The sequence below is a fragment of the Chloroflexota bacterium genome, assembly GCA_026708035.1.
GTDB lineage: Bacteria > Chloroflexota > UBA11872 > UBA11872 > UBA11872 > JAJECS01.
Genome location: JAPOVQ010000001.1, coordinates 1 through 22730, shown reverse-complemented (window position 1 = coordinate 22730; position 22730 = coordinate 1). Strand labels below are relative to the sequence as shown.

Genomic DNA, 22730 nt, shown 5'->3' with positions numbered 1-22730 from the left:
CAGTTCGCCCGAGCTGCCGGGGCCGGCGAGTCAACGACGCCTGCGCCGCTGATGGCTAAGGAGATCTCCTCACCGCGCGAATGGCCAGATTCGTGCTCGGCCCCAACGGATCCCGCAACGTGTCGTTGCGGCGATCGATCGCCTGCATCAGTCGCAGTCCCCACGTGATCGGGTTCAGGCTGAGGCGCCGATGCGGCGTGCGCGAGTACTCGAATTTCTCCATCGAACGATAGGCCGCTGAAGATTCCGGCAATCGCCCGTACAACTGCTTGCCGGTCCACAGCAGCATGTGGTTGAACGGCAGACACCACCGGGTCAGGCCCTCGAGGTGCGTCACTTCCAGGCGCTCGTCGCTTGCGACCGCCCGCCGAAACTCATCCGGACGATAGAGGCGCAGATGCATGGCCCAAAGCCCGCCCCAGAAACCCGAATCCGGGCTGAAGTGGCCTAACCCAAGCCGCTCACGCACCCAATTCAACGGGTCCCACAACGCCGGATAGTTCGCACAGGGCACGGTCAGCGCGGCTACGCTACCGGACTTGAGCACCCGCGCAATCTCACGCACCACGGCGGTGTCGTCCTCCACGTGCTCCAACACCTCCGAGCACACCACCCCATCGAAGCTCCCGTCGCGAAACGGCAGTTGGGCGCCATCGCCCAGCAGCCACACGTGTCGGGACCCGTGAACGTCGCGATCAATGCCCTGGTGCAGAATCGGTGGCGCGGCGTCCAGCGCCACGATGCGGCAGCCAAAGGCCTCGCGCAGGGCCAGGCTCACGAAGCCCTCGCCCGCCCCCAAGTCGAGGATGCGCTGCTCTGGCTTGGGATCCAGATACTCCGCAATGGACTGGATCCGCCGTCGATAGGACAGATCTCCGACATTGGTCAAAACGTGGGCGAGCCGCTCCCACGATGCCCGCGGTGACCCCGAGTCAGCGGCGCGGTGCATGCATGCAGGTGGCGCGTGGCCGATGGCGGATCATCATGATTCCCACACCACGATGTAAGGTGCCTGACGGTGCATTCGTTGCCGGTGAGTGCGCTGGATCCCTGACGGGTTGGTGGTCGGAATAGTACTCAACGCACCTGGCCTCATATTGCCGCTGGCGCGAATCTTCGCCCACCAGCCGAAGTCGTCTCAATGACCACCCACATCGCCCGGCTGCTGGCCCGCGATTCGGCGTGGATTGCGCTCGGCCTGTTGCTCACCCTCGCCGCGGGCTGGCGGGTCGTCGCGACGCCGGGCGAAATCATTCAGGGCGATCTCGGCTATCCGTTCGCCAACGAGTTCTGGACTCGTCGCTTCACCAGTGCCTGGGATACCTCCTACGGCACCGTGCTCGTCAATGTCATGCGCACGTACACCTATGTGCCCTGGGGCTATCTCGTTCAAGCCTTCGACCTCACCACGGAAGTGGCGGGCAAGTTTCACTGGCTGAGTTGGCACGTCTTGGGATTCCTCGGCGGATATTTCGGTGCCCGGTTGGTGACGGGACCAGAAACTCGAGCCCAACATCCTGTCGCAATTCGCCTCGGCCTCGTGCTGGCTGGCCTGTTTTGGGCGCTCAATCCCTGGACGCTGGCGCGCTGGGAGCAGTTGGGCGTCCACGTGAGCGGCGTGCTGCTGCCGCTGGTGCTCGGTCTCGTCGTGTCGGCGACCCGCACGCAGAACTCTCGCGCTCGAATCCATCGCGCGCTGGCGGCGGCCGCCATGCTGGCATTTGCCGTCGCCACCTCGCCGCACTACATGGCGATTGGCCTGCTCGTGGGCCTCGGATGGTTCGCCTTCGCCGCCGTCACCAGTCGCGGCCCCCGCCTCCCGATCGGCGCAGCCGCTGTGGCGTTCCTCGGTGGCACTGCCGTATTCGCCGCATTCATCCTGATACCGCTCCTGGTCACGGCAGCCGCCGGGTCGCCCACCGGACCCAGGTACGCCGAAGGAACTGATGTCCAGCCGGTGCTCGAGAGCGGCCAATCCGTCATCGACACCCTCACCCTGACGGGGCACACATTCTTCGGCGGGGGCCTGAAGCCCGCGGCCACCGCTTTGCCGGGGTGGCGCATGGCCGCCCTGATCCCGGTCGCCTTGCTCGCACTGGCGTTTTGGCGCCAGCCCAGTCAGCGCCGCGTGCTGGGATACGCCGCCGTCGTCGGCGCAGCTACGGCGTTCATTCAGATTGCCAGCTGGCACGAGGGGCTGCGCCCCGGCTACCTGGCCGTCGCCGCGCATGCCCCGTTCGGCTGGGCGCTCAGAGAACCGGACAAGCTCTCCGGCGCGCTGGCCCTGGCCTATCTGCCCGGACTTGCCCTCGCACCGGCGACGCTCGTCCGAATTGCCCCACGCCGCCTGCCGGCCGTCGGAACCATCCAGGCAGCAGTCCTCGGGCTATTGCTGGCGGCCTTTATGGTGCCGGGGATCCAGCGCATGCTCTGGGACGATCGGACCCTGAGCCTGGTGCCCGAGCGGTTCCCGGCCTCGTTCCGCACGGTGCCCGAGGAAATCGACCGGCGCAACGCCGCCGCCGGCTCCCGCACGGTTCTGGCCGTGTGGCCCTTGCGGTCCCCGGAGTGGTCGCAGCATCACCGTGTCTTGCACGCCATCGAAACGCTGGCCGTCACCACGCCCTATGCGACGGAAAACTCGCTGGTCGGCGACCGCCTCGTGTCGCTAATCGAAGCCGGCCCGTCGGACCTCGCCGACACGCTCCGCGCCCACGGCGTGTCCCGGGTGCTGGTTCCAACGGGCACTCTCCGCGGTCGGGAGCTTGCCCAGGCCCTGCGCCAGACTGACGGTCTTGCGCTCGAGCTGACCGCGGACTATTACGAGGTGTTTCGCACGGTCGAGCCGGCGTATCCGTGGGTCTACGTGACAGGTCCCCGTGGACCGATTGAGCTACCGTGGCGGCGCGAGGGCATGCATCGCCTTGTCATCGACCTACCGCCAGCCGGGGAGCATGCGCACGAAATCTTCACCCAGGAATATTGGGACCCACTCTGGACCGCTGACGTGCCGGGCTATGCCGCGACGGTCGAAGCGTCCGAGCGAGACCTGCTGCGCGTGCGCACGGAGGCCGGCGCCTCAGGCCCTCTGGTCCTCGAATATCGCTTGCACCAGGCGTTGCTGGTGGGCCACGCCGTAGCGTGGGCGGGGCTCTTCGCGTGGGCCGTCTGGACGCTGTGGCCGCACCGGCCGCGGCCAAGTGGTCCGCGTCCATGAGGATCGCCGTCTGGCTCCTCGCCACGGTGCTGGCGTTGATGCTCGGGGCCGCGGTCGGCCTGGGGTGGAAGCCGATGACCACCGCCAAGAATCCGGTGGCGCCGAGCTTCGGGCTCGGACCGATCGTTGGCTCGATCACGCAGTCGGTCGCCTTCGCCGGCGGCCCCATAGACACCGTGACTATCTGGGCGCGGAGCGAAGGCGGTCCCGCGGCGTACGCGGACGTTCACCTCCTGCGTGCCGACGATGGCCCGCCGCTCCGGTCGGCTCGCTTCGAGGCGCCGCCGGGCGCTGAACTTCGCGAGGTGTCAATCGCGATGGCGTCGGTTGACCTACCAGCCGGACTGCTTGCCATTCGGGTCGTGGCGCTCGAAGACAGTCCGGCGAAGCTCTACGTCGGGGCCACGGGAAACGATACGTATGCGGGTGGGCAGCTCGTCGATCAGTTCGGCCGATCGCCGGTTGACGTCGATCTGGCCTTTTCAGCCACCGGCCACGCAGGCCCGCTCACGCGGCTGCGAGTGCAGGCCACCGAGTCGCCGCTCTACCTGGCGGTCGGAGGCGCCGTTGCGCTGCTGGTGGGCATGGTGATGGGTAGCGCCGCGCAGTCCTCGCTGCATCTTCGGCGCTTCGGACGCTCGGCGGCTGTGGCGGTGGGCAGTGGCGTGGCGGCGGCCGTCATTATCGGCCTGCTTCATGGGCCGGCCGCAATCACATGACGCCGGCGGCGCGCGATTCGCACTCCGGCGACCGTCGGCGTGTGCTCATGCTGTCACCCTTCGCCTCGCCCAATCGTGGCGGCGTCGAGACGCACATCGATGCCCTCATCGCCGCGCTCGCGCGGCGCGACATCTGGGTCACGCTCCTCACGCACCAACCGCTGGTCGCCCCGGTGAAGGCCCCGTCGCGCGAACCGCTCCCAAACGGCGAAGTCATCCGCATTCCGTGGTTTGGGCGCGGATGGCATCCGCGCATCGAACCATACGCGCCGCTGGTGTTTGCCTACCTGGTTCCCGGCCTGCTGGTGGGCGCCGTCCGACACCGTATCCGCCATAGCGACGGCTTCGACGTCATCCATGCGCACGGGTTGGCCGCCGCCGTGGCGGCCTTGGGGATGCGCTGGACCGGTGCGCCGCAGCCGATCGTCGTCAGCATGCACGCGATCTACGAGTTGCGGCAGCGCCGGCTGCTCGCGCAAGCCGTGCGCTCCCTGCTCGGGCGCGCCGATCGGGTGCTGACCGTGAGCGAGGCGTCCCGGCAGGAGCTTCTCGCCATCGGCCTGGACCCGGCTCGCGTCACCGCCCATCAGCACTGGGTCGACCTCGAAGTGTTTCGGCCGCGCAGTCAGGCCGAGGCCCGCCCGCGGCTCGGCTGGCCCAAGTCGACGCCCACCTGCCTCTTTGTTGGCCGACTCCTGCGCAAGAAGGGCGTGGGCATCGTTCTCGAGCTCGCCCGGCGCCTGCCCAACGTGCAATTCCGGATGCTGGGCGCCGAAGGAGATATGGGAACCGAGGTCGCGGAGGCTTCAACGGCGTTGCCAAACTTGACGCTCATGCAGGATCCTGCCGGCCCGCCAGCCGAACGCCTCGACACCATCGCCTCGATGTATGCCGCGGCTGACCTGCTGCTGGTGCCGTCGCAGTACGAAGAAGCGGCGGGAATCGTGGTGCTCGAGGGCAGCGCGGCCGGCACGCCAATCGTCGCGAGCAACCTCGGCGGTCTGCGAGAAGCCGTGACTCCCGAAATCGGGCGGCTCGTTGAGCCGTGCGCCGAGGCGTTCATGGCGGGACTGCAGGACATGCTGGCCGATCGCGCCGGTCTGGACGCGCTCCGCGAGCAAGCGCGCGCCGAGGCTGAGCGCCGGTTCTCCGAGCGAAACGTGGACGTGATCGTCCGGCAATATGGCTTCGACGCCGACAACGGCGGCGCGTCCGGCAACGACGCGTAGGAGTCGCCGCGCGCGAATACCGCGTCGTGGTGGCGGAGTCGAGCCGACCCGCTCAGGGGGACGCTTCGGCATACTGCCTGCCATGGCGGATGCCCCCGGAATCTCGATTGTCATTCCCACGCTCAACTGCGCGCGGAGTCTTGAAATCGCCCTCCGGTCGATTCGCGCCCAGCGATATCCGGCGGATCGGCTGGAAGTCATCGTCGCCGACGGCGGCTCAACCGACACGACGCGCAACGTCGCCGAATCGTCGGGCTGCACGGTGGTCGAAAACCCGCTGGTCACGGGTGAAGCCGGCAAGGCCGCCGGTCTGGCGCAGGCGACCCACGCGATCGTGGGCTTTGTCGACTCGGACAACGAGTTGCCGTCGCCATCCACCCTGGAGGCCGTCGTCGACGCCTTGGGCGATCCACAAGTTGCCGGCGCCGAGCCCATCCGATTCACCGCCCTGGACACGATGCCCGCGCTCGACCGCTACTTCGCGCTGCTCGGCATGAACGATCCCTTCGTCCTCTTTCTCGGGACCTACGACCGCGAATGCCTCGTCACGGGCAAGTGGACCGGCGTGGATCACGAGGTCTATGAGGAGACTCCCACCTTCCGCAAGGTTCGGTTCCGTCGCGAGCGCCTGCCGACGGTGGGGGCCAACGGCTTCTTCACCCGGCGGTCGGTTGCCGCCGCCGCCGTGCGCGACGGGTATCTCTTCGATGTCGACATCCTCCACTCGGGCACTTCTGGGTCCTTCGTCCACGTCGCCAAGCTGCACCTTGGCATCGCGCACCACTACGCCCAATCCCTACGACAGTTCGCCCGCAAGCAAACCCGGCGGGCGCAAGACTTTCTCTACTTCAGCGCGGCCGGCATGCGGACGGGGCCGACCGCCCCGCCGTGGCGCGGCGCCCTGCTATTCGCCGCCGCCACGCTGACCGTGGCGCCCCTGCTGGTCCAGGCGGCGATTGGCTGGCTGCGGCGGCGGGATCGCGCCTGGCTCTACCACCTGCCCGCGTGCTGGATCACGCTGGTCGTCTACGGCACGGTGACGCTGCGACGCCTGCTGGGGGCGGCGCGGCCGCACAGCCGCGCCGAGTGGGGCGGCTAGCCCGGTCAGGTCACCCAGGGCGCGAGGACTTCGAAGCCGACGCGCAGAAGTCCAAGTCCCGCCGCGACGCCCAGCAATCCAGCCGCCGCCATCACCGATCGAGATCGGTCGGCAAATCGACGCCAGAACCAGGCCAGCGCCAGACCGGCGAGCGCGATGAGCGACACCAGCGCAAAGAGGGCGCCGAGCGCGTTCGCGCGCAGCACCTCCATCCCCAGCGCCGTCGGCGTGACACGCCGCCAGGTCTGTAGCACCAGGTCAACCGAACCCGTACCGGGGTCGCTGCCGATGGCGGCTTGTCCATCCCTATAGGGGTCGGTGTGATTGGCCTGGAGCGCTAAGGGCATGGGTGAATCGGGCGGATTGATGACCTGGATCTGCAGGAACCGTGCACTGGTATCCACCGTCCCCGGAACGTCTAGCCGTATCGCGCCGTCGGCGGCAATCCCAACGCTGGACTCGACCAGCACCACCGCTGCCGGATCGCCGACATCGTGCAACCGAACCGTGACGGTCTCGGGCCAGGGGCTCACCGCACGCAGCTCGATGCGGCGCAGCGGCGTGGCCGGAGCCGCGAACGTCTGCTCCAGGCTGCCGCCGGCAAAGGCGGGCCCGAAGTCCAGGTTGAACGCGTAGGTCGGGAACGCCGGCCACTGGCGTTCCGCGCCTCCCAGCGCCAGGGCGGCCGCCAGAGCCGCGACTACACTCAAAGCCGCCAGCACACCCCGCGCCATTCCCAATCGACGCCACGTCATCGGCAGTGACTCGCCGTCCAGGTCGCAGCCCTTCGCCGCTGCCGTCCCTCTGGCGGCTCGGCGTACGGCTGGCAAGCCCCTGGGCGCTGGCGTTCGCCGCCGGCGCGCTGATCGTGGTGGCCGTGTTCTGGGCCGTCATCACGACCCCCGGCGACTTGCAACAGCGTGATCTCTATCCCTCGCTCTTCCTGGATCGCGTCGTCGAGCACAGCGTCTATCCCCTGTGGTCGCCGCGCGAGACGCTGAGCATCGCGGGCACCGGACGCCTGCCGATCACACTCACTCTGGTTGGCGTTGCCAAAGCGCTCGGCCTGGACGGCGCGACGTATGCCCGGCTGATCGTGCTGTGGATCGCGGGCGTCGGATACGTCAGCGCATTCGCCGCATTTGCGTTGTTCGCCCGCTGGCGCACTGAGATTCCTCGCACCGCCGCAGCCATGGGCGCCATGGTCGCGGCGGTGGCATTGGTGGTCAATCCGTGGACGATCGCGCGACTGGAGCACAGCTGGCTGCTGGCCCAATGGGCGGCGGCGCCGCTTGTCCTGGGGCTCTATCTCGAGGGCACGCGAACCACGCAGCGGCGCTGGACGGTTGCGTCCGCCCTCGTCTTCGCGCTCTTGGGCGCCGCGCAGCCCCACTACCTGGTCTTCACCACGCTCATGATTGCCGCGTGGGTCGTCGGCACGATGGTGCAGTGCCCGGTCAAGCGTCGGCGGGCGTTGACCGACGGCCTCGTGTGGTCGGCGGCGCTCATCCCGCTGTTGGCCTACCAGATCGCGCCGTATGTCGCAGTCAAGCTCTACGGAGGCAGCCCCGACCCGGCCTACACGCTCATGGACCAAACGCGCACGGTGCTCGCGCGACACCAGGACCTGCCGACCACGCTCCAGGGAGCCGCAAATGCCAACTGGCATGGGGTCTTGATTCCCTCGGGCGCCGGCCGGCTGCCCTGGGAGTTCGCCGGATGGGCGGTGGCGGCGCTGCCACTGGCGGCCGTTGCTCTACGCCGGTGGGGACCGCCCGCACTCTATCTGGCCGTCGGGGGATACGCGGCGGCCCTGGTCGCGGCCGCGTCGAACTGGGGGCTCACGGCCGACATCTATCAGGCAGCCGTGAATGCCGTTCCCGGCCTGTGGGTCTTTCGTGAACCGGACCGGGTGGTCGGTCTGCTCATCTTGGCGCAGGCCTTCGGCGCCGGATTCGTCGTCGCCGATCTCTTCAGCCGGGTTGGGGCCGGCGGGTGGACGCGAAGCGCGCTCGGTCCTTCACTGCTGGCGGGCTATGTCGCCCTCGCGCTCGGCGTCCACGCGATTCCCGCCGTGCCGCTGCTGTGGAGCACTGATCAACCCGGCTACCTCCCGCGACCGCTGCCGGCGGACTATCGCGACGTGTTGCGGGCGGCGGACGCGGCCGCCGGGCCGGAGGGTCGAATCCTGGTCGTGTCCTCCGACGACCGGCCCGCGCCCTGGGACCCGGCGCGCACCCTGCGCCTGATGGAGGCGGCGAGCCTGGCGAATCCATCCCTCACCGGCGATACGCGTTCGCCGGCGCCGCCGTCGCCCGTCCCCGGTCGCTGGATCGAGTACATCTACGGCATCGAGCCTGCCGAGGCGCTCGCCGCCGCCGAACGCGCGGGTTTCAGCCACGTGGTCGTGATGCGCGACCAACCGGCCGGTGACGCGCTGGCCACGGCCCTCGCCGCGCTGCCTCGCGCCTCGGTCGTTGCGTCCGGCCCGAACGCCATGGCGTTCGGGCTCGGCGCCGCTGCGGCGGTGCTCGAATCGACCGGCGCGGCCTGGAGCGACGGGCTGGCTGCCGACGCCGACGCCGGCGCCACGCGCATCCTGGCTAACCACCGCGCGCGTCCGCCGCTGCCTGACTCGGTCGCCCCCGCGCAGCCAACCACCGACGCAATCTTCGCCGCCGCCGCCGACGTTGAGCTGATGCCCGTCACCGGCTGGTTTGGCTTCGACGGCACACGGGGCGGTTGGACCCGCGGCGGCGCCTACGCGGATGAGCGACAGTCCTGGCTCAAGCGCCTTGGACGGGAGGGGCTCCACGACTGGGCGTCGGACTACGGCCTGGGTCTGGCATTCGCCACGCCGGGAGGCGAGCGTGACGCGCTGCGGATTCACGTTCCCGACGACCACGACCGCTCCGTCTGGCTGCGCGTCTTCACCAGCCCTAGCTCGACCTGGCTCGACGTTGCGACCGCTAACTCCAGCGCGCACCTCACCACCACTGCACCGACGTCCGGCTGGCGCTGGATGCGCGTCGGAGCCGCGGCGGATGGAGATATCGGCGTGACCGCCGGATCCGGGCTCGAAGCCGTGAGCACCCTGGCCCTCGCGCCCGCCGACTGGCGTCCCACGAGCGCGCCGGCCTCACCCGCATTGGTCCAGCCGCGTCTGGAAGTCTCGACGCGCGAGCCCACGCGAATCGAAGCCACCGCGCGCGGCGCCGGCGGTTGGGCGTTCGTCGTTCTCCGCCGGGCGTACGATCCCACCTGGCTGGCCTGGGTGGACGGCGAAGCGTTCGCCCCGCTGCTCGCCGACGGCCTTTGGAACGGCTATTTCCTGCCGGTTTCCGAAGACTCCGCGATAACCTTCGAGTACGCGCCGCAGCCCTGGTATGACCTCGGCATCGCCATAGCCGCCGTCACCGCCGGAGGTCTGGTGGCGAGCCTCACGGCTACCGGCGTCGACTTCTCCCGTTGCTGCTCGATGTTGCGGCGAGCACGCCGACGCCCAGGACGCCGTTGATGCCCCCGCCGTGCGTCCGGCCGTGACCGTGCCACCGGGGCAGTTCCTGTCGCTGGGCTAGTCCTCCAGCAATTGCCGTGCGGTAGTCTGCGCGTCGTCCAGCGTGGCGACGAAGCGATCGGCTGGAACGCGTCGCAGTACGTTGAGGGCCTGCAGCGTGATGGCGGGCCGACCTCCCAAACCCATCACGATGCACTGCGTGTCTTCGGCAATGGCCGTATCGATCATCTGCTCCACCACGAGCGCGGCGCTGTCGTCCATATAGACCGTGTCGGAGAAATCGAGGATCACAACGTCGTGATCCCGAATGTCGACGCTGATGGTGTTGATCAGCTTGTTCGCGGAGGCCACCGAGAAGCTTCCCCGCAACGACACCAGGCCGACGCGCGCGGCGAAGGAGTCTGCGCCCTCCGCGCCGGCAAGAAAGCTCTGGTCGAGCAGCGGCGTGGAAACCACGCTGTCCATCTCCAGGCGCTCGAACTGCCGCGCGCTCGCCATTCCGGCCGCAATCAGGCCGATGGCCACGGCGGTCACCAGGTCCAGGAACACCGTGAGTCCCATCGTGATCAGCATCACCAGCAGGTGTTCGCGCTGCACCCGGTGAATGCGGGTGATGAACCGCCAATCGATGATGTCCCAGCCGACCTTCATCAAGATTCCGGCCAACGCCGCGTGGGGAATGGCCTCGACGAATTGCCCCAGACCCAAGACCAAGGCCAGCAGGATGGCCGCGCGCAGCACCCCCGAGACCGGGGTGCGGCCGCCGGCGCGGAGGTTCACTACGGTGCCGAGGGTGGCCCCGGCGCCCGGCATGCCCCCGATGAAGCCGGCGGCCATGTTGCCGATGCCCTGACCGATCAACTCCCGATTGGGGTTGTGCCGCGTGCGGGTCATCGAGTCGGCCACCAGCGACGTCAGCAGGCTGTCGATGGATCCCAGCAGCGCAATGATCAGCGCCGGTTGCACGGCGGCCGCCAACGCGCCGAAGGACACGTCCGGCAGTTGCAGGTCCGGCAGGCCCGTTGGCACTTCGCCGATGAGGGGCGTATCGCTCAGCCACAGCACGCTCAGCAGGGTGCCGGCCAGCAGCGCCGCCAGCGTCGGCGGCAGGTACTTGCGCAGCCGGCCCGGCCACGCAATCCCCACCGCCAGCGTGACCGCGGCTATGGCCAAGGCGCTGTAGTTGATGTCGTTGCGCACGTCCAGCCAGGCGCGCACCGTGCCCACGGGGCCGCCCTCCGCGACCGAAGCGCCCACGAACGGCAGCGTCTGCACCAGGATGATGATCACGCCTACGCCGGACATGAACCCGGAGATCACGGAATACGGCGTGTAGGCGATGAAACGACCGACGCGGATGGCCCCCAGCAGCAGCTGGATGAGGCCCGCCATGATGACGATGGTGAACGCTTGGGCCAGGTTGTCGGCGTGGGTGGCCACCACCACCGCCATCGCCACGGCCATGGGACCGGTGGGGCCGGAGATTTGCGACTTCGTCCCCCCGAACACCGCCGCGAAGAACCCCACGGCGATCGCGCCGTAAAGGCCGGCGATTGGGCCAAGACCCGAGGCGACGCCGAAGGCCAGCGCCACCGGCAGGCCGACCACGGCCGCCGTGACACCGCCGAAAAGGTCGCCGCGGAGGGTCTGCAGGTTGTAGCTCACGACCAAGGGCCTGCCGCACGTCCGGCCGCGGTCGGACGGCGACGCCGATCGCGTGCTGTGTCCGAATCGACGAGGTCCGCCGACCCGTTGCTCGACGATTGCGGCCGGAGCATTGCGCTACGCCAAGCAGTCGCCACAATGAGCAACGCGCCCCCCTCGCTGCCGTGTGACGGGCCGCGCGGATCCCGCCAAGCCAATCGATGCCAGACTATAGCACCAACCAACTATGCGGACAATTCTTCTGGAAGTATCATGGGAACGATGGATATATCCAATCGATAGCGCGTGTCTTATCAGCCGATTATGAATTGAGGATTAGTGATTGATAGAGTTTGCTTCAAGCTATGCTTTTCAGCTATTCCGTTGCAACCTCCGTGATCTTGCCCGAGGCGCAATCGTAGATGAACCCCCGAATCTGATCTTTGTGTGGAATAAACGGGCTGACGTGGATTCGGGCGATGGACTGCCGCACGTTCTGCTCGAGATCTGCGAAGGCTTCGAGCGCGAACGCCGGACGAATCCCCGTATCGGCCTCAATCTCGTCCTTGAAGTCGTCGTCGCGAAATTTCAGCATGCCGCAGTCAGTGTGCTGGATGAGCATGACCTCGCGGGTGCCCAGTAGGCGCTGGGAAATGATCAGCGACCGGATCACGTCGTCGGTGATCACGCCGCCCGCATTTCGAATCACGTGAGCGTCGCCTTCCTTGAGCCCCAGGATTCTGTGCACGTCGATGCGCGCGTCTGCGCACGCCACCACCGCAAGGCTGCGCCCGGGCGACGCTGTCAAATCCCCCGCGCCGAAGCTTGCCGCATAGCTGGCGCTGCTTGCCAAGACCTCGTCGATTTCAGTCAAATCGTTCCCCTCTCATGTAGGGAAAACAAGAAATAAAGCGACGGTATTGCCCAAGCAATATATCACGACGCTTGCTTCTAAATGAAATCCGTGCTGCGCCAACATGTGCCATGGACCCCGGCGCGCCGACGAGGATGGCCTAGCCGAAGACCGGCTTGTGCACCATCAGGTAGAGCGAGGCGACGGGGAGCAGAATCGCCAGCACGCCCCAGAAATACCACTGACGGATCGCCGAGACAAACCGGGGCGGCAGCGAATCCGGATAGGCCAACGGGTCCGAGAACACCGCCATGCGATGTTGGGCGGGGAGCAGGGCGCCCACCCAGATCACGCCGGACGCAATGAACAGCCCCAGCGCAATGGTGACCCACGAGATCTGATGAAACGCGTCCCACCCGCCCCACCGGTCAACCACCATCACCACCCCGTTGATCACGAGCAGCAGCACGCCGGGCAGCGTGAACAGAAAGTCCGCGCGGATCACCGCCTTGGCCGAGAAGTGGATTACCGGGATGCTCCGCGTTCGCTCCGCCAGCAGCATCCACACGCCCGTGACGATGATGTTGCCCAGGAAGACGACCGCCCCGGCAATATGCATGAACACGTGCCACTGGTACGGAAACAGGGGCAGCGACAGCACCACCACCACACCGGTCAGGAATCCGTAGCCAAACAGTTCATTTCGGCCGATATAGCGCATGGTCGGTCCACCGGATGGCACTCGGCGGGCGCTTGAGCATAGCGACCCACTACCGGGCGGGCTATTCGGGCCACCGGCGGATCGCGCCCCAAGCCAAGCGCGCCCACCGCTGGCGCGGCAGGTGCGAAGGTGGCAGCATTCGTGGGGCGGGCAGTGAGCACGAGCGGATCGGAGCGCGCCATGCTACTCACCGAGCAACAACTGCGATTCTTCAAGACCTTCGGCTACCTGGCGTTGCGGGGCCTCTTTCGCGACGAGGTCGACGCGCTCAACGACGCCTTCCGCGACGTGTGGACGGCCAATGGCGGCGGGCTGGACGGAGCGTCGGATGATCTGGACGAGCGGCTGACGGTAGTGGTGCCGTTCATCGACCAGCACCCGTATCTGAGCTCGCTGCTCGACGACCCGCGAGTCCTCGGCATCGGGTCCTCGATCTGCGGCGAGGACTTCAACTACATGACCAGCGACGGCAACGTCTACAGCGGCGATACGCCCTGGCATTCCGACACGAGCTGGGGAGCCAAGCTCCCCATCAAGACCGCGTTCTACCTGGATCCGCTGGACGCCGCGTCTGGCAGCCTGCGAGTGATTCCAGGCAGCCACCACAAGGGCGGCCGCTTCTGGCGGATGTTGGGCGCCGTCGACTACTACCGCACGCCGCTCGACGAGCGCGGGGCGCTGCCCGAGAAGACGTGGGGCCTGTCAGGGGCCGAGGTGCCGTCCGTTGCGCTGGAAACCGAACCCGGCGACGTCCTGGTATTCAATCACGAGATCAAGCACGCGTCGTTCGGGGGCGGTACGCGGCGGCGCATGTTCACCATCAACATGCAAGCGCGGCAACCCGACGACGACTTGGAGCCCGTTCGAAAGTCGGTGGCCAATCTGTCACGGCACGAGATGGAACGCGCCTACGGCGAAATAATGCTCCAAACCGCCTCGCCGGAGCGCATGCGGCACCTGGAACAGCGCCTCGCCAATGACGGCCACCTGGCCGCGCTCTCCGCCAAGGTCCGCGCCGAACGACAGCAAGCCGCCGCCGGCTAGCGCGAACCTAGCCCGGATGTCCGGCTCCCTCTCCCACCGGAGAGGGCCGGGGTGAGGGGGCGCCCGCCCGTCTCCGCTACCGCTCGATTGAACCCTCGCGTATCCCTCCGTCATTCCGGCGAAAGCCGGAATCCAGTCCGGCTGAGCCAGGAGGCGCACTGACAACGCGGGGTAGGGGCGGGTCTCAGCCCCGCCCGTCCGGGACTCGGCCAGCGTCTCCCATCGGAGACCTTTGCGTGACACTTCGTCATTCCCGCGAAGAGCCTGCCCCGTACTCGATACGGGGCGGGAATCCACCCTTCATTGAACCCGGGGGCGGTCGCCGTGCGCCCGGTCATCCCCAAGCCCGTCCGATTCTGCAGGGGTCGCTTGGTGGGAGAGGGCTGGAGTGTGGGTGCCGGGACCAGCCCGACCACAGCCCCAATGACCGTCATTCCGAGCGCAGCGAGGAATCTAGAGCGCACGACCTCAGCGCACCGGATGAACACCGGCGCGGCCCGCCCCCCTCTCCCTCGACTCCTGCCCCCTCCACCTGGAAGGGAGAGGGCTGGGGTGAGGGTCAGCCTGAGGGCGCCGCCCGCCCCCCTCTCCCTCGACTCCTGCCCCCTCCACCTGGAAGGGAGAGGGCTGGAGTGAGGGTCAGCCTGAGGGCGCCGCCTGCCCGACCCCCTCTCCCTTGACGGGAGAGGGTTGGGGTGAGGGTGCCGCCCGACTTCCTAGACCTCCTAGACCGCCACCGCCCGCACCTCGTCCGACCAGTCCTTCCAGATGTCGTCGAGGGTCTCATTCTCCACGCTCTCGTCCGGCATGGACTCCGGCGTCTTGGCGAAGGCGTAAAGCGTCGCCTGGCGGATGATGTCGCTCGAAGTGTTGACGCCGGCCATGTGCAGCATGATCGAGTGCCACAGCACCACTGAGCCCGCTGGCCCGTGGGTATCCACCGGCTCCGTGTCGGCCTTGATGTCGGCCACCACGGGGTGGTTGTAGCCGTCATAATTCTCGCCCGAGCCGCTCTGCTTGAGTTCGCGGTAGGCCTCCCAGACCCTGGCGTGGCTGCCGGGCCAGAGGTGCAGGCCGCCCGCGCCCAGCGGCAGGTCGTCGAAGTAGACCGCGGTTTGCACCTTCCAGCGGCTCTCGGAGCCCATGCCCTCGCCGGAATGGGCGGAGGGATAGTTCGGTCCGCGGGGGGACCCGTTTGGCAGCGTGCAATACATGCCGCGCGTGCCCTGGCCCGTCACCCAGTGGGGACCGGTCTTCGGCAGGCGCAGCGGTCCGGTCCTATTGGTCGGCGGACCGGTCCATTCCCTCGTCTTGTCACCCAGGTGGGACTCCATGCCCTTCACCGCGCCCTCGGTCAGGTAGCACGGCCCCGTGGTGTGGCCGGTGGCGTCCAGGCCTGCGGGGTAGACCACCTCGCCCTCGCCCAACAGCTGCTCGGCGACGTCCCACACGACGCGGGCGCCAATGTCCAGCAGCAAATCCTCGGCCCCGTTGCGGATGTAGAACCGGTGCCCTCCACCGCCGAAGTAGGGGTCGCCGCCCGTCACTTCGCGGGTATAGCTGGCGTTCTCCTCGTCGCTGATCGGGGTCCAGGTGGAGGGATCGTCGCGCCGCATGCTGGGGCGGTACTGCGCGATCGTGTCCCACATCTGATCGCGCGCCTGCCGGCACAGCTCGGGATCGACCACGCCCGGCAGCACGAGAAATCCTTCGCGCTTGAACTGGGCAATCTGGTCCGTCGTCAGCCGCGGCGCCTGCGCAACGGCGGGGGAAGTCATCGTCATGGAAGTCCTGCCTCGCTAGGCGAATCCAACCGATGTTGACGGGAAGTCATTATGGCGGATTCGCCGCCGCAGCCCAAGTTGGAAACGGCGGATTCCGGACCTTGACTACGGCCCCAGGCATCGCTGGGAATCAGAATTCGAAGCTCGCTCGAGGCGATCAGCGGGCATCGACCGCCGCGGCGCCGTATTCGTTTGTCGGGTCGCGATAGATCGAGTGGTAGTGCGCGCGGTCGCCGCCGGCGCGGCTTTGGGTGGCGAACTCGATGATGAGCGCCGGTCCCTGGATGCGGTAGTAGATGGGCCGGCCGGCGTCGACGTTGCCGTGCCAGGCGAAATAGGTATCGCCAAGGTAGTCCGCGATCTCGACCATGCGGATCTTCGCGCTCGCGGCGGGCAGCAGGCCGACCCACTGCGCGACCGCGTCCAGCAGCAGGTCTTGCTGGGACTCACTCCACCCCGCCACAGCTGAGCCTTCCAGCGGCGGCAGCACGCCGTCCTTGCCCGCGCCGGCCCACAGCTCACTGGGACGCTGCACCCGCGCCGCCTCCCGCTGGCTCTCATCCAGGGCATTCATCAGTGCCAGTCCGGCCTGCACCTCGGCGGCCAGAGGCGCGACGGTGACGCCGTCGACCTCGTAGGACGCCGGTTGAATTGCCACCAGTGTTGGCGAGAGATACGAGCGCCCGTCCACGACCGTCACGTTCACCGCCAGGTGGTGACCGCCGAACTGCCAGCCCCAGGGGTGGTCCGCGGAGGGCTCGCCAAAGAAGGCCAACCAGTAGTTGTCCGCGCTCAATTGCCGGCTGGACGTCAGGGCCAGCGCGTCTTCGGCCCCCACGATGCCGACAACCTTGACGTAGCCGTCGGGACTCAGAGCCGCCCGCAGAAAGTCGTGCAGAAGCTCGGTGTGCGTTGCGTCGAGATCGCCAATCCGGACGCCGTTGTGCTCGAAGGGAGTCAATCCCGGAGGCAGGTTTGACCAGTTGGGGCGCAGTGGCGAGTTAAAGGCGAGCAGCGCCGCCGATCGTTGGTCCTCGGTGAGCGCGTCGAGGAATGCATTGGCGGCGTCAACGACACCAAGCGCTTCGGAGACCGCAACGCCAGGAGCCGGTACGGCCGTCGTGACTGCGGGCGAGGGCGCTGTTGTTGGCGAAATCGCCGCCACCGTCGCGGCTGGGGACGGCACCGTGGTTGCCGCCGAAGCCGCCGACGCGGTTGCGGTGGGCACCGGTTGCGCCGGCGCCGGGGACGCCTGCACGGTGATGGTCGAAACCGCTGGCGCCTGAGGCTCGGCCGTCTCGGATGCGTCCTCGCCGCAGGCAAACAGCACAGAGGCCGCCAGCGCGGCAACGACGAGCGCCCTAACCATCATGTCGCTTCCAGAATCGCCATGCCAACCCAACGTTAGCGCCGTTTCGGCCCCTGGTCCCGGCCCTTGGGATGGTTGGCCATGCGATTCTCCGCGGCCAACTCGACGGTCCGCGCGATGCGCCCGGCCCGGGTCTCGGGTTTCCGCGCCGATTTGATCCACCACAGGATGCTCTTCTTTGCCGAGGCGGCGAAATGCTCGAAGCAGTCCCTCGCCGTCTCATTGGCCGCCAGGGCCGAAGCCAAGTCGGGCGGGATCACCAGGTCCTCGATCTCGTCGCCGACCGTCCACCATCCGTTTGCCTTCGCCGTCTCGACCATTCGCATGCCGGCCGGCGCCATCCGGCCCTGCTCCGTGAGTTGCGCCACCTTCGCCCTGTTGATGCGCGACCAGAGGCTTTTCGGTTTCCGTGGCGTGAATAGCCGCATCGCCCGTTCGTCGTCCACCCGGTTGGGCCGCGAGTCAATCCAGCCGAAGCACAGCGCTTCGTCCACAGTGTTGGGATAGGGAATGAACGGCTTGCCCGTGGCCTTCTTCCACGAGACGAGCCACACGCCGTCCGCACTTTGGTGATTCTGCTCCAGCCACGCCCGCCACTCGGCCTGAGTCTCCGCGTGCAGCAGCAGCCGTCCATCGCTCGGGTGGGCGCCAAGCTCAGCAATCACTGGCGGGCTCAGTCGCTCTCGGACGCGCGGCGCAGCGCCTCGATGTCAAGTTTGTCCATGGCGAGCAGCGCTTCCATCAGCTTCGACGTATTGCCCGCCATCAGTGCGGGCAATATCGACGGGGTCACCTGCCACGACAGGCCAAACTTGTCCTCGAGCCAGCCGCAGCGGCCCGGCTCGCCGTCTTCCGAAAGCCGGTCCCAGTAGTAGTCGATCTCCTCCTGCGAGTCGCAGGAAACAACGAACGAAACGGCCGGCGTGAAGTCGAACATCGGTCCGCCGTCCACGGCGCCGAACTTCTGGCCGTCGAGCTCGAACTCCACCAGCGCCTCGCCCTTGGCGGGGCCTTCCGAAATCACCGAGACACTCAGAATCCGAGAGTTCGGGAACACCGAGACGTAGAACTCGGCGGCCTCCTCGGATCGACCGTCGAACCAGAGAAACGGGCTGAGCTTGGATGTCGTCGCCATCACGGCCTGTCCTCCGGTGATTGCGGGACGTCCGCCGCCGCCGCTTGACCCATGTGACCGATCTCCCAGATGTGCCCGTCCAGGTCCTGGAATGCGCCGCCGTACATGCCTTGAAACTCCGACCGTTCCCGGAAGGCCGTTCCACCCGCCTCAACTGCCTTGTCGAGCATGGCGTCCACTTTCTCCCTCTCGGCCAGGAACACCGCGAGCAAGGCCTCGGTCGTATCCGAGGTGTCGGCGATCCGCCGCCCGGGAATGAAGCTGCCGAAAAAGCGCTCCGCCAGCAGCATCACCAAGATGTTCTCGCTGATGATCAGGCACGCGCCCTGATCGTTGGTGAACGCGGGATTGAACTCGAACCCCAGCTCGGTGAAGAACGCGACTGACTTGTCCACGTCCTTCACCGCCAGGTTTACGAATATGCTCCTGTTCGGTGCCACGCGAGTCGCTCCTCTCTCGTGGTCAGCGCGGATTGCAGTGGCAGGATCGGCCGCCGGTCACGGCAGGCACATTATCCGCGCCAGGGTGGCGAGATCGGGCGCCACGAGGTCGGGAACGGCGTCGACGCGGCGCGTGCCGCCGCCGCGATTCGCGCGGTTCACCCAGACGCTGGCGATTCCCAGCCGGTTTGCCGGTGCGATGTCGTGGTAGAGGCTCTCGGCGACGTGCAGCCAGGCGTCCGTGGTGACGGCCATGCGCGTCGCGGCGGCGTGGAAGTTGCGCAGACTCGGCTTGTAGCTCCGGATCTGCTGCGCCGTGACCACGGCGTCGAAGTCGATGTCCAGCACCTCGGCCGTCCCGGCGAACAGGTCGTCGTCCACGTTGGAAATGACCGCGAGCTTGAAGCGCGATTGCAGCGCCCGCAGCGCGTCCAACGTGTCCGGGAAGACCGGCCATCGTGGCAGGGTTTCGGCCAGGCATGCCAGCTCGGACTCGGTGGGCTGAAAGCCGAGATCGCTGCCAATCAAGGCCATCACGCGACGCAAGACGCGGCGGTACTCCAGGTAGCCTGCGCACTGCACTCGGGGCTCCGCGTCGGCGAACAGCGCCAGGACTTCAGCCCTCGACTTGCGAATGCCGTGGGACGCGAGGACCGGGGCGACCGCCTCCGCAATGCCGGTCTCCCAATCGATCAGGGTGCCGTAGCAGTCGAAGCTGACCCATTGGAAGCGGTCGAAGTCGAGCACCGGTCACCCTTCGGCCAGAACACGGGCGAGGCGGCTCTGTCTGGCATGGGCGTCATGGATGCGCTGATGGGCGCGTGTGAGACCTACGGCGCCGTGGTTCATCTGACCACGATCGTGGCCACGGATGCGATCAATGCCGCAGGCGGCGTCAATGGCCTCAGGCTGGAGTTCCTACGCACGGCCTTCCAGTCTCTCGCGCAGTGCCGCGACGCTGGCCTCAACCTGCTGTCCGGCTGTGTCGACGACGACGTTGGCGTCCCAGGGTTCATACTTCCGGTCGCACACCTGACGCCACGTGGGTAGTCGGTGGCCGGCGATGTCGGCTTTCCGTGTCTCCACCCTGCGCCGGTGCTCGGCATGGTCGGAACAGACGATCTCGATCTCGACGCAGCGCGTGCCTGCTCGCTGGGCGACGTTTCGCCAGGCGGCTCGTGTCACCTCCACGGGGTTCACCGAGTCGGCGATTAGGGTGCGGCCCAGTCTCAGGTTGTCCTCCGCGACCGCATAGGCGACCACGTAGCCCTCGGGCCCCGAAATCTCCACTCCGGAGTTGCGCAGCGCCTGCTCGATGGAATCGATGCGCAAATGCACCGCCCCAATGCCTCGCGCCAACTCGGTGGCAATTGCCGTCTTCCCCGCGGCAGGCAGGCCGCCAAAGATCAAGAGCATGGGGTGGTGTCTTGCTAGTTCCTTTGCCATCTCGGGCGGCGCTCGCGGGATGAGGCCCTAAACTGCGCACACAGTGTGCATCGGCGGCGCTCGGCGCCGGCCAATTTGCTCTGCGGGAGTACTTCATGCGCTTCTCATTATTGAAACGAATTGTCGCCCTAGGACTCCTGGCTGGTGTCGTGTCGGTCCTCGCGGCTTGCGGCGAGGATGCGGATGACGCAACTCCCTATCGCATTGGGGTCATGGAATCGCTCACGGGCGCTGGCGAGACCTACGGCACCGTGGCCAATCAGGCCAAGCTCATGGCCCTCGAGGAGATCAATGCCGCGGGCGGCGTCGACGGGCGCCGGCTGGAGCTGGTCGTCGAGGACTCGAAGTGCAACGCCCAGGACGCAATCAACGCCTACAACAAGCTCACCGACGTCGACGGCGTGAAGATCATCCTCGGAACATCGTGCAGCGGGGCCATGCTCGGCGTCGCGCCGCTGGCCGAGGCGGACGGCGTGGTGCTGTTCTCAGGACTGGCCAGCAACCCCGATATCGCCGACGCCGGCGACTACATCTTCCGCACCCAGATCAGCGACATCGAGGTCGGCATCCGCACCGGCGACGTGCTCTGGGCCGACGGCATCCGCACCCTGGCCACCATCACCGAGGAAACCGACTACGCCGAGGGCGTCCGGCGCACGACCGTTGCGCGGTTCGAGGAGAACGGCGGCGCCGTCGTCGCGGAGGAGCGCTTTGGCTCCGACGTCACGGACTTCCGGTCGCAGCTCACCAAGCTCTTCGAGGCCAACCCGGACGCGCTCCACGTCACGCCGCAGGCCGAGTTCGCGGCCGGCACCATCATCAAGCAGGCGCGAGAGCTGGGTTACACCGGCCCGATCTACGGCGAAACCATCACCGTGGGCAGCACCTCGCTCGAAATCGCGGGCGACGCGGCCACCGGGGTCAAAGCCATCACCGCCGCGCCCGACCCCAACAACGCCAAGGCGCAGTCGGTGCTCGCCGACTTCCGGCAGCGTTACGACTACATCACCCTCCCCTGGCACCTCGGCTCCGCCTACGACACCGTCTACATCGCGGCGGAGTGCCTCAGCCAAACCGGCGACGACCAGGACGCCGACGGATTCCGCGACTGCCTCTACGACATCACCTGGAGCGGCGCCCTCGGCGACGACTACAGCTTCGACGCCGACGGCGAGGTCGTGGGGCTATCCCGCGTCGTGGTCGAGGTGCTCCCCGTGGCCGAACGCACCAAGGACAACTACGGCTACAAGGTCCTGAGCGGCGGTTAGGCCACGTGAGCCCCGCGTCGACAGGTCATGTGTCCGTGTCAGATTCCAGGCGGTGCGGACCGTGAGCAGGATTCGGATCGGCGTCATCGGCTGCGGCGGTATTGCGCAGATACAGCATCTGCCGCACCTGGTTGAGCTGCGGGACGAGTTCGAGATCGCCGGGCTGTGTGATCTTTCGCGGGAGCTGCTGGCGCACGTCGGCGCCGCCTACGGCGTGCCGCCGGAGCGGCAACACGTGGACTACCGAGAGTTGGTCGAGCGGTCCGACATCGACGCGGTGATCGTTTGCACGACCGGCTCGCATGCGCCGCCGGCCATCGCGGCCGCCGAGGCCGGCAAGCACATCCTGGTCGAGAAGCCCGTGTGCTACGCGGTTGCCGAGGCGGAGGCGATGGCCGACGCCGCCGACCGCGCCGGCGTCGTCTACCAGGCGGCCTACATGAAGCGCTACGACCCGGCCTACCAATTCGCGCAGCGGCGGGTGGCGCAGATCGACGACGTGCGCTTCATCCAGGTCAACCACCTGCACCCCGACAACGCGCTGCACCTGGCGACGTTCGACTACCACGTGCCGTCGGACTTGCCGCCTGAGGTGATCGAGACCGGGCGCGCCGAGTCGGACCGGCTCGTCGCCGAGGCGCTGGGCCGCGACCGGGTCGACGCCGCCACGCTCAGCGCCTTCGGGGCAATCAACGGCAGCATGATCCACGACATCGGCAACCTGCACGGCATGTTCGGCAGCCCGCGCCGCGTGGTGAGCACCGACATCTGGTCCGGCGGCGTCGCCCTGACCACAGTGCTGGAGTACGCCGGCGGCGCGCGGGCCGTGTGCAACTGGATCGACCTGCCGGAGCTGTTCAGCTTCGAGGAAACGCTCGCGGTCTACGGCTCGCGCGATCGTGTGATCGCGTCGTTCCCCACGGGATGGAGCCGCGGGATTCCGACCGACGTCACCGTGCAGTGGATCGACGCCGAGGGCCACCCCGCCAAGACCACCCGGTCATGGCAGGCCAACCCGTTCAAGCTCGAGCTGGAGCACTTCGCGGCCTGCATCAGGCGGGGCGAGCAGCCGCTCACGCCGGGCCGCGAGGCCGTGGATCACGTGGCGCTGGTACGCGATATCGTGCTGGCGCACTTGGATACCGTTGCGTGACTCTCAGTCATTCCGGCGTCCGACTCCCTCTCCCTCAGGAGACCTTTGCATAAACCCAGGGGCGGGGCGGACCATGGGGCGTCGCCAGGCGG

Annotated in this window: 20 protein-coding genes; 8 read left to right on the top strand and 12 right to left on the bottom strand. The window is 67.5% G+C overall.

Annotation, left to right across the window (positions count from 1 at the left end; all coding sequences use genetic code 11):
* Nucleotides 1-55 precede the first annotated feature (55 nt).
* The gene (locus OXG33_00100; protein ID MCY4112330.1) at nt 56-889 is read right to left on the bottom strand and encodes a class I SAM-dependent methyltransferase; all 834 of its coding nucleotides are present in this window, start codon (nt 887-889) and stop codon (nt 56-58) included.
* A 252-nt stretch (nt 890-1141) separates the two neighbouring features.
* Here OXG33_00100 and OXG33_00095 point away from each other — a divergent pair, with 252 nt between their 5' ends.
* From OXG33_00095 to OXG33_00080, 4 genes are all read left to right on the top strand, one after another.
* Nucleotides 1142-3217: a hypothetical protein gene (locus tag OXG33_00095; GenBank protein ID MCY4112329.1), complete on the top strand. Its 2076-nt coding sequence runs from the start codon at nt 1142-1144 to the stop codon at nt 3215-3217.
* Nucleotides 3214-3936, top strand: coding sequence for a hypothetical protein (locus tag OXG33_00090; GenBank protein MCY4112328.1), 723 nt, complete (start codon nt 3214-3216; stop codon nt 3934-3936). The genes OXG33_00095 and OXG33_00090 overlap by 4 nt, the downstream gene beginning before the upstream one ends.
* A gap of 47 nt (nt 3937-3983) precedes the next feature.
* Complete coding sequence (locus tag OXG33_00085) at nt 3984-5165, top strand: glycosyltransferase family 4 protein (protein MCY4112327.1); 1182 nt, start codon at nt 3984-3986, stop codon at nt 5163-5165.
* Between the two features lie 82 nt (nt 5166-5247).
* Nucleotides 5248-6264 (top strand): glycosyltransferase, encoded by a 1017-nt coding sequence (locus OXG33_00080; GenBank protein MCY4112326.1) that lies wholly within the window; start codon nt 5248-5250, stop codon nt 6262-6264.
* 5 nt (nt 6265-6269) lie between these two features.
* Here the strand turns inward: OXG33_00080 and OXG33_00075 are convergent, their stop codons facing one another.
* A complete protein-coding gene (locus OXG33_00075; protein MCY4112325.1) occupies nt 6270-7019 on the bottom strand; it encodes a hypothetical protein in 750 nt (249 codons plus the stop codon).
* Nucleotides 7020-7024: 5 nt separating this feature from the next.
* On the opposite strand from OXG33_00075, the gene OXG33_00070 reads away from it, so the two are divergent.
* Nucleotides 7025-9781, top strand: a complete 2757-nt coding sequence (locus tag OXG33_00070) for a hypothetical protein (protein MCY4112324.1) — start codon at nt 7025-7027, stop codon at nt 9779-9781.
* A gap of 57 nt (nt 9782-9838) precedes the next feature.
* Here OXG33_00070 and OXG33_00065 read toward each other — a convergent pair whose 3' ends face one another.
* The 3 genes from OXG33_00065 to OXG33_00055 form a co-directional block, all read right to left on the bottom strand.
* Complete coding sequence (locus OXG33_00065; GenBank protein ID MCY4112323.1) at nt 9839-11446, bottom strand: SulP family inorganic anion transporter; 1608 nt, start codon at nt 11444-11446, stop codon at nt 9839-9841.
* Nucleotides 11447-11801: 355 nt separating this feature from the next.
* Nucleotides 11802-12299, bottom strand: coding sequence for a carbonic anhydrase (locus OXG33_00060; protein MCY4112322.1), 498 nt, complete (start codon nt 12297-12299; stop codon nt 11802-11804).
* A 139-nt stretch (nt 12300-12438) separates the two neighbouring features.
* A complete protein-coding gene (locus OXG33_00055; GenBank protein ID MCY4112321.1) occupies nt 12439-12999 on the bottom strand; it encodes a DUF2269 family protein in 561 nt (186 codons plus the stop codon).
* Nucleotides 13000-13179: 180 nt separating this feature from the next.
* On the opposite strand from OXG33_00055, the gene OXG33_00050 reads away from it, so the two are divergent.
* Entirely contained in the window at nt 13180-14043 is an 864-nt protein-coding gene (locus OXG33_00050) for a phytanoyl-CoA dioxygenase family protein (GenBank protein ID MCY4112320.1), read from the top strand.
* A gap of 725 nt (nt 14044-14768) precedes the next feature.
* Here OXG33_00050 and OXG33_00045 read toward each other — a convergent pair.
* From OXG33_00045 to OXG33_00015, 7 genes are all read right to left on the bottom strand, one after another.
* Nucleotides 14769-15827: a phytanoyl-CoA dioxygenase family protein gene (locus OXG33_00045; GenBank protein ID MCY4112319.1), complete on the bottom strand. Its 1059-nt coding sequence runs from the start codon at nt 15825-15827 to the stop codon at nt 14769-14771.
* 157 nt (nt 15828-15984) lie between these two features.
* Complete coding sequence (locus OXG33_00040; protein ID MCY4112318.1) at nt 15985-17199, bottom strand: DUF3500 domain-containing protein; 1215 nt, start codon at nt 17197-17199, stop codon at nt 15985-15987.
* A gap of 32 nt (nt 17200-17231) precedes the next feature.
* Nucleotides 17232-17861, bottom strand: coding sequence for a YdeI/OmpD-associated family protein (locus OXG33_00035; protein MCY4112317.1), 630 nt, complete (start codon nt 17859-17861; stop codon nt 17232-17234).
* Between the two features lie 8 nt (nt 17862-17869).
* Nucleotides 17870-18331 (bottom strand): VOC family protein, encoded by a 462-nt coding sequence (locus OXG33_00030; GenBank protein MCY4112316.1) that lies wholly within the window; start codon nt 18329-18331, stop codon nt 17870-17872.
* Nucleotides 18331-18771 (bottom strand): glyoxalase/bleomycin resistance/extradiol dioxygenase family protein, encoded by a 441-nt coding sequence (locus OXG33_00025; GenBank protein ID MCY4112315.1) that lies wholly within the window; start codon nt 18769-18771, stop codon nt 18331-18333. Before OXG33_00025 ends, OXG33_00030 begins: the two co-directional genes overlap by 1 nt.
* Nucleotides 18772-18828: 57 nt before the next feature.
* On the bottom strand, nt 18829-19518 hold the full coding sequence (locus tag OXG33_00020) for an HAD-IA family hydrolase (protein MCY4112314.1): 690 nt from the start codon (nt 19516-19518) through the stop codon (nt 18829-18831).
* A 171-nt stretch (nt 19519-19689) separates the two neighbouring features.
* The gene (locus OXG33_00015) at nt 19690-20187 is read right to left on the bottom strand and encodes an AAA family ATPase (GenBank protein ID MCY4112313.1); all 498 of its coding nucleotides are present in this window, start codon (nt 20185-20187) and stop codon (nt 19690-19692) included.
* A 125-nt stretch (nt 20188-20312) separates the two neighbouring features.
* On the opposite strand from OXG33_00015, the gene OXG33_00010 reads away from it, so the two are divergent.
* Together OXG33_00010 and OXG33_00005 are read left to right on the top strand one after the other, a co-directional pair.
* Nucleotides 20313-21485, top strand: a complete 1173-nt coding sequence (locus OXG33_00010) for an ABC transporter substrate-binding protein (protein ID MCY4112312.1) — start codon at nt 20313-20315, stop codon at nt 21483-21485.
* Nucleotides 21486-21546: 61 nt separating this feature from the next.
* The gene (locus OXG33_00005) at nt 21547-22638 is read left to right on the top strand and encodes a Gfo/Idh/MocA family oxidoreductase (GenBank protein MCY4112311.1); all 1092 of its coding nucleotides are present in this window, start codon (nt 21547-21549) and stop codon (nt 22636-22638) included.
* Nucleotides 22639-22730: the final 92 nt, after the last annotated feature.

What these genes read in the sequence shown, in the direction of transcription:
- OXG33_00095 (MCY4112329.1), top strand. Translation starts at nt 1,142, where the DNA reads ATGACCACCCACATCGCCCGGCTGCTGGCCCGCGATTCGGCGTGGATT.
- OXG33_00075 (MCY4112325.1), bottom strand. Translation starts at nt 7,019, where the DNA reads ATGACGTGGCGTCGATTGGGAATGGCGCGGGGTGTGCTGGCGGCTTTG.
- OXG33_00045 (MCY4112319.1), bottom strand. Translation starts at nt 15,827, where the DNA reads ATGACGATGACTTCCCCCGCCGTTGCGCAGGCGCCGCGGCTGACGACG.
- OXG33_00085 (MCY4112327.1), top strand. Translation starts at nt 3,984, where the DNA reads ATGCTGTCACCCTTCGCCTCGCCCAATCGTGGCGGCGTCGAGACGCAC.
- OXG33_00090 (MCY4112328.1), top strand. Translation starts at nt 3,214, where the DNA reads ATGAGGATCGCCGTCTGGCTCCTCGCCACGGTGCTGGCGTTGATGCTC.
- OXG33_00040 (MCY4112318.1), bottom strand. Translation starts at nt 17,199, where the DNA reads ATGATGGTTAGGGCGCTCGTCGTTGCCGCGCTGGCGGCCTCTGTGCTG.
- OXG33_00055 (MCY4112321.1), bottom strand. Translation starts at nt 12,999, where the DNA reads ATGCGCTATATCGGCCGAAATGAACTGTTTGGCTACGGATTCCTGACC.
- OXG33_00015 (MCY4112313.1), bottom strand. Translation starts at nt 20,187, where the DNA reads ATGCTCTTGATCTTTGGCGGCCTGCCTGCCGCGGGGAAGACGGCAATT.
- OXG33_00010 (MCY4112312.1), top strand. Translation starts at nt 20,313, where the DNA reads ATGCGCTTCTCATTATTGAAACGAATTGTCGCCCTAGGACTCCTGGCT.
- OXG33_00080 (MCY4112326.1), top strand. Translation starts at nt 5,248, where the DNA reads ATGGCGGATGCCCCCGGAATCTCGATTGTCATTCCCACGCTCAACTGC.
- OXG33_00050 (MCY4112320.1), top strand. Translation starts at nt 13,180, where the DNA reads ATGCTACTCACCGAGCAACAACTGCGATTCTTCAAGACCTTCGGCTAC.
- OXG33_00030 (MCY4112316.1), bottom strand. Translation starts at nt 18,331, where the DNA reads ATGGCGACGACATCCAAGCTCAGCCCGTTTCTCTGGTTCGACGGTCGA.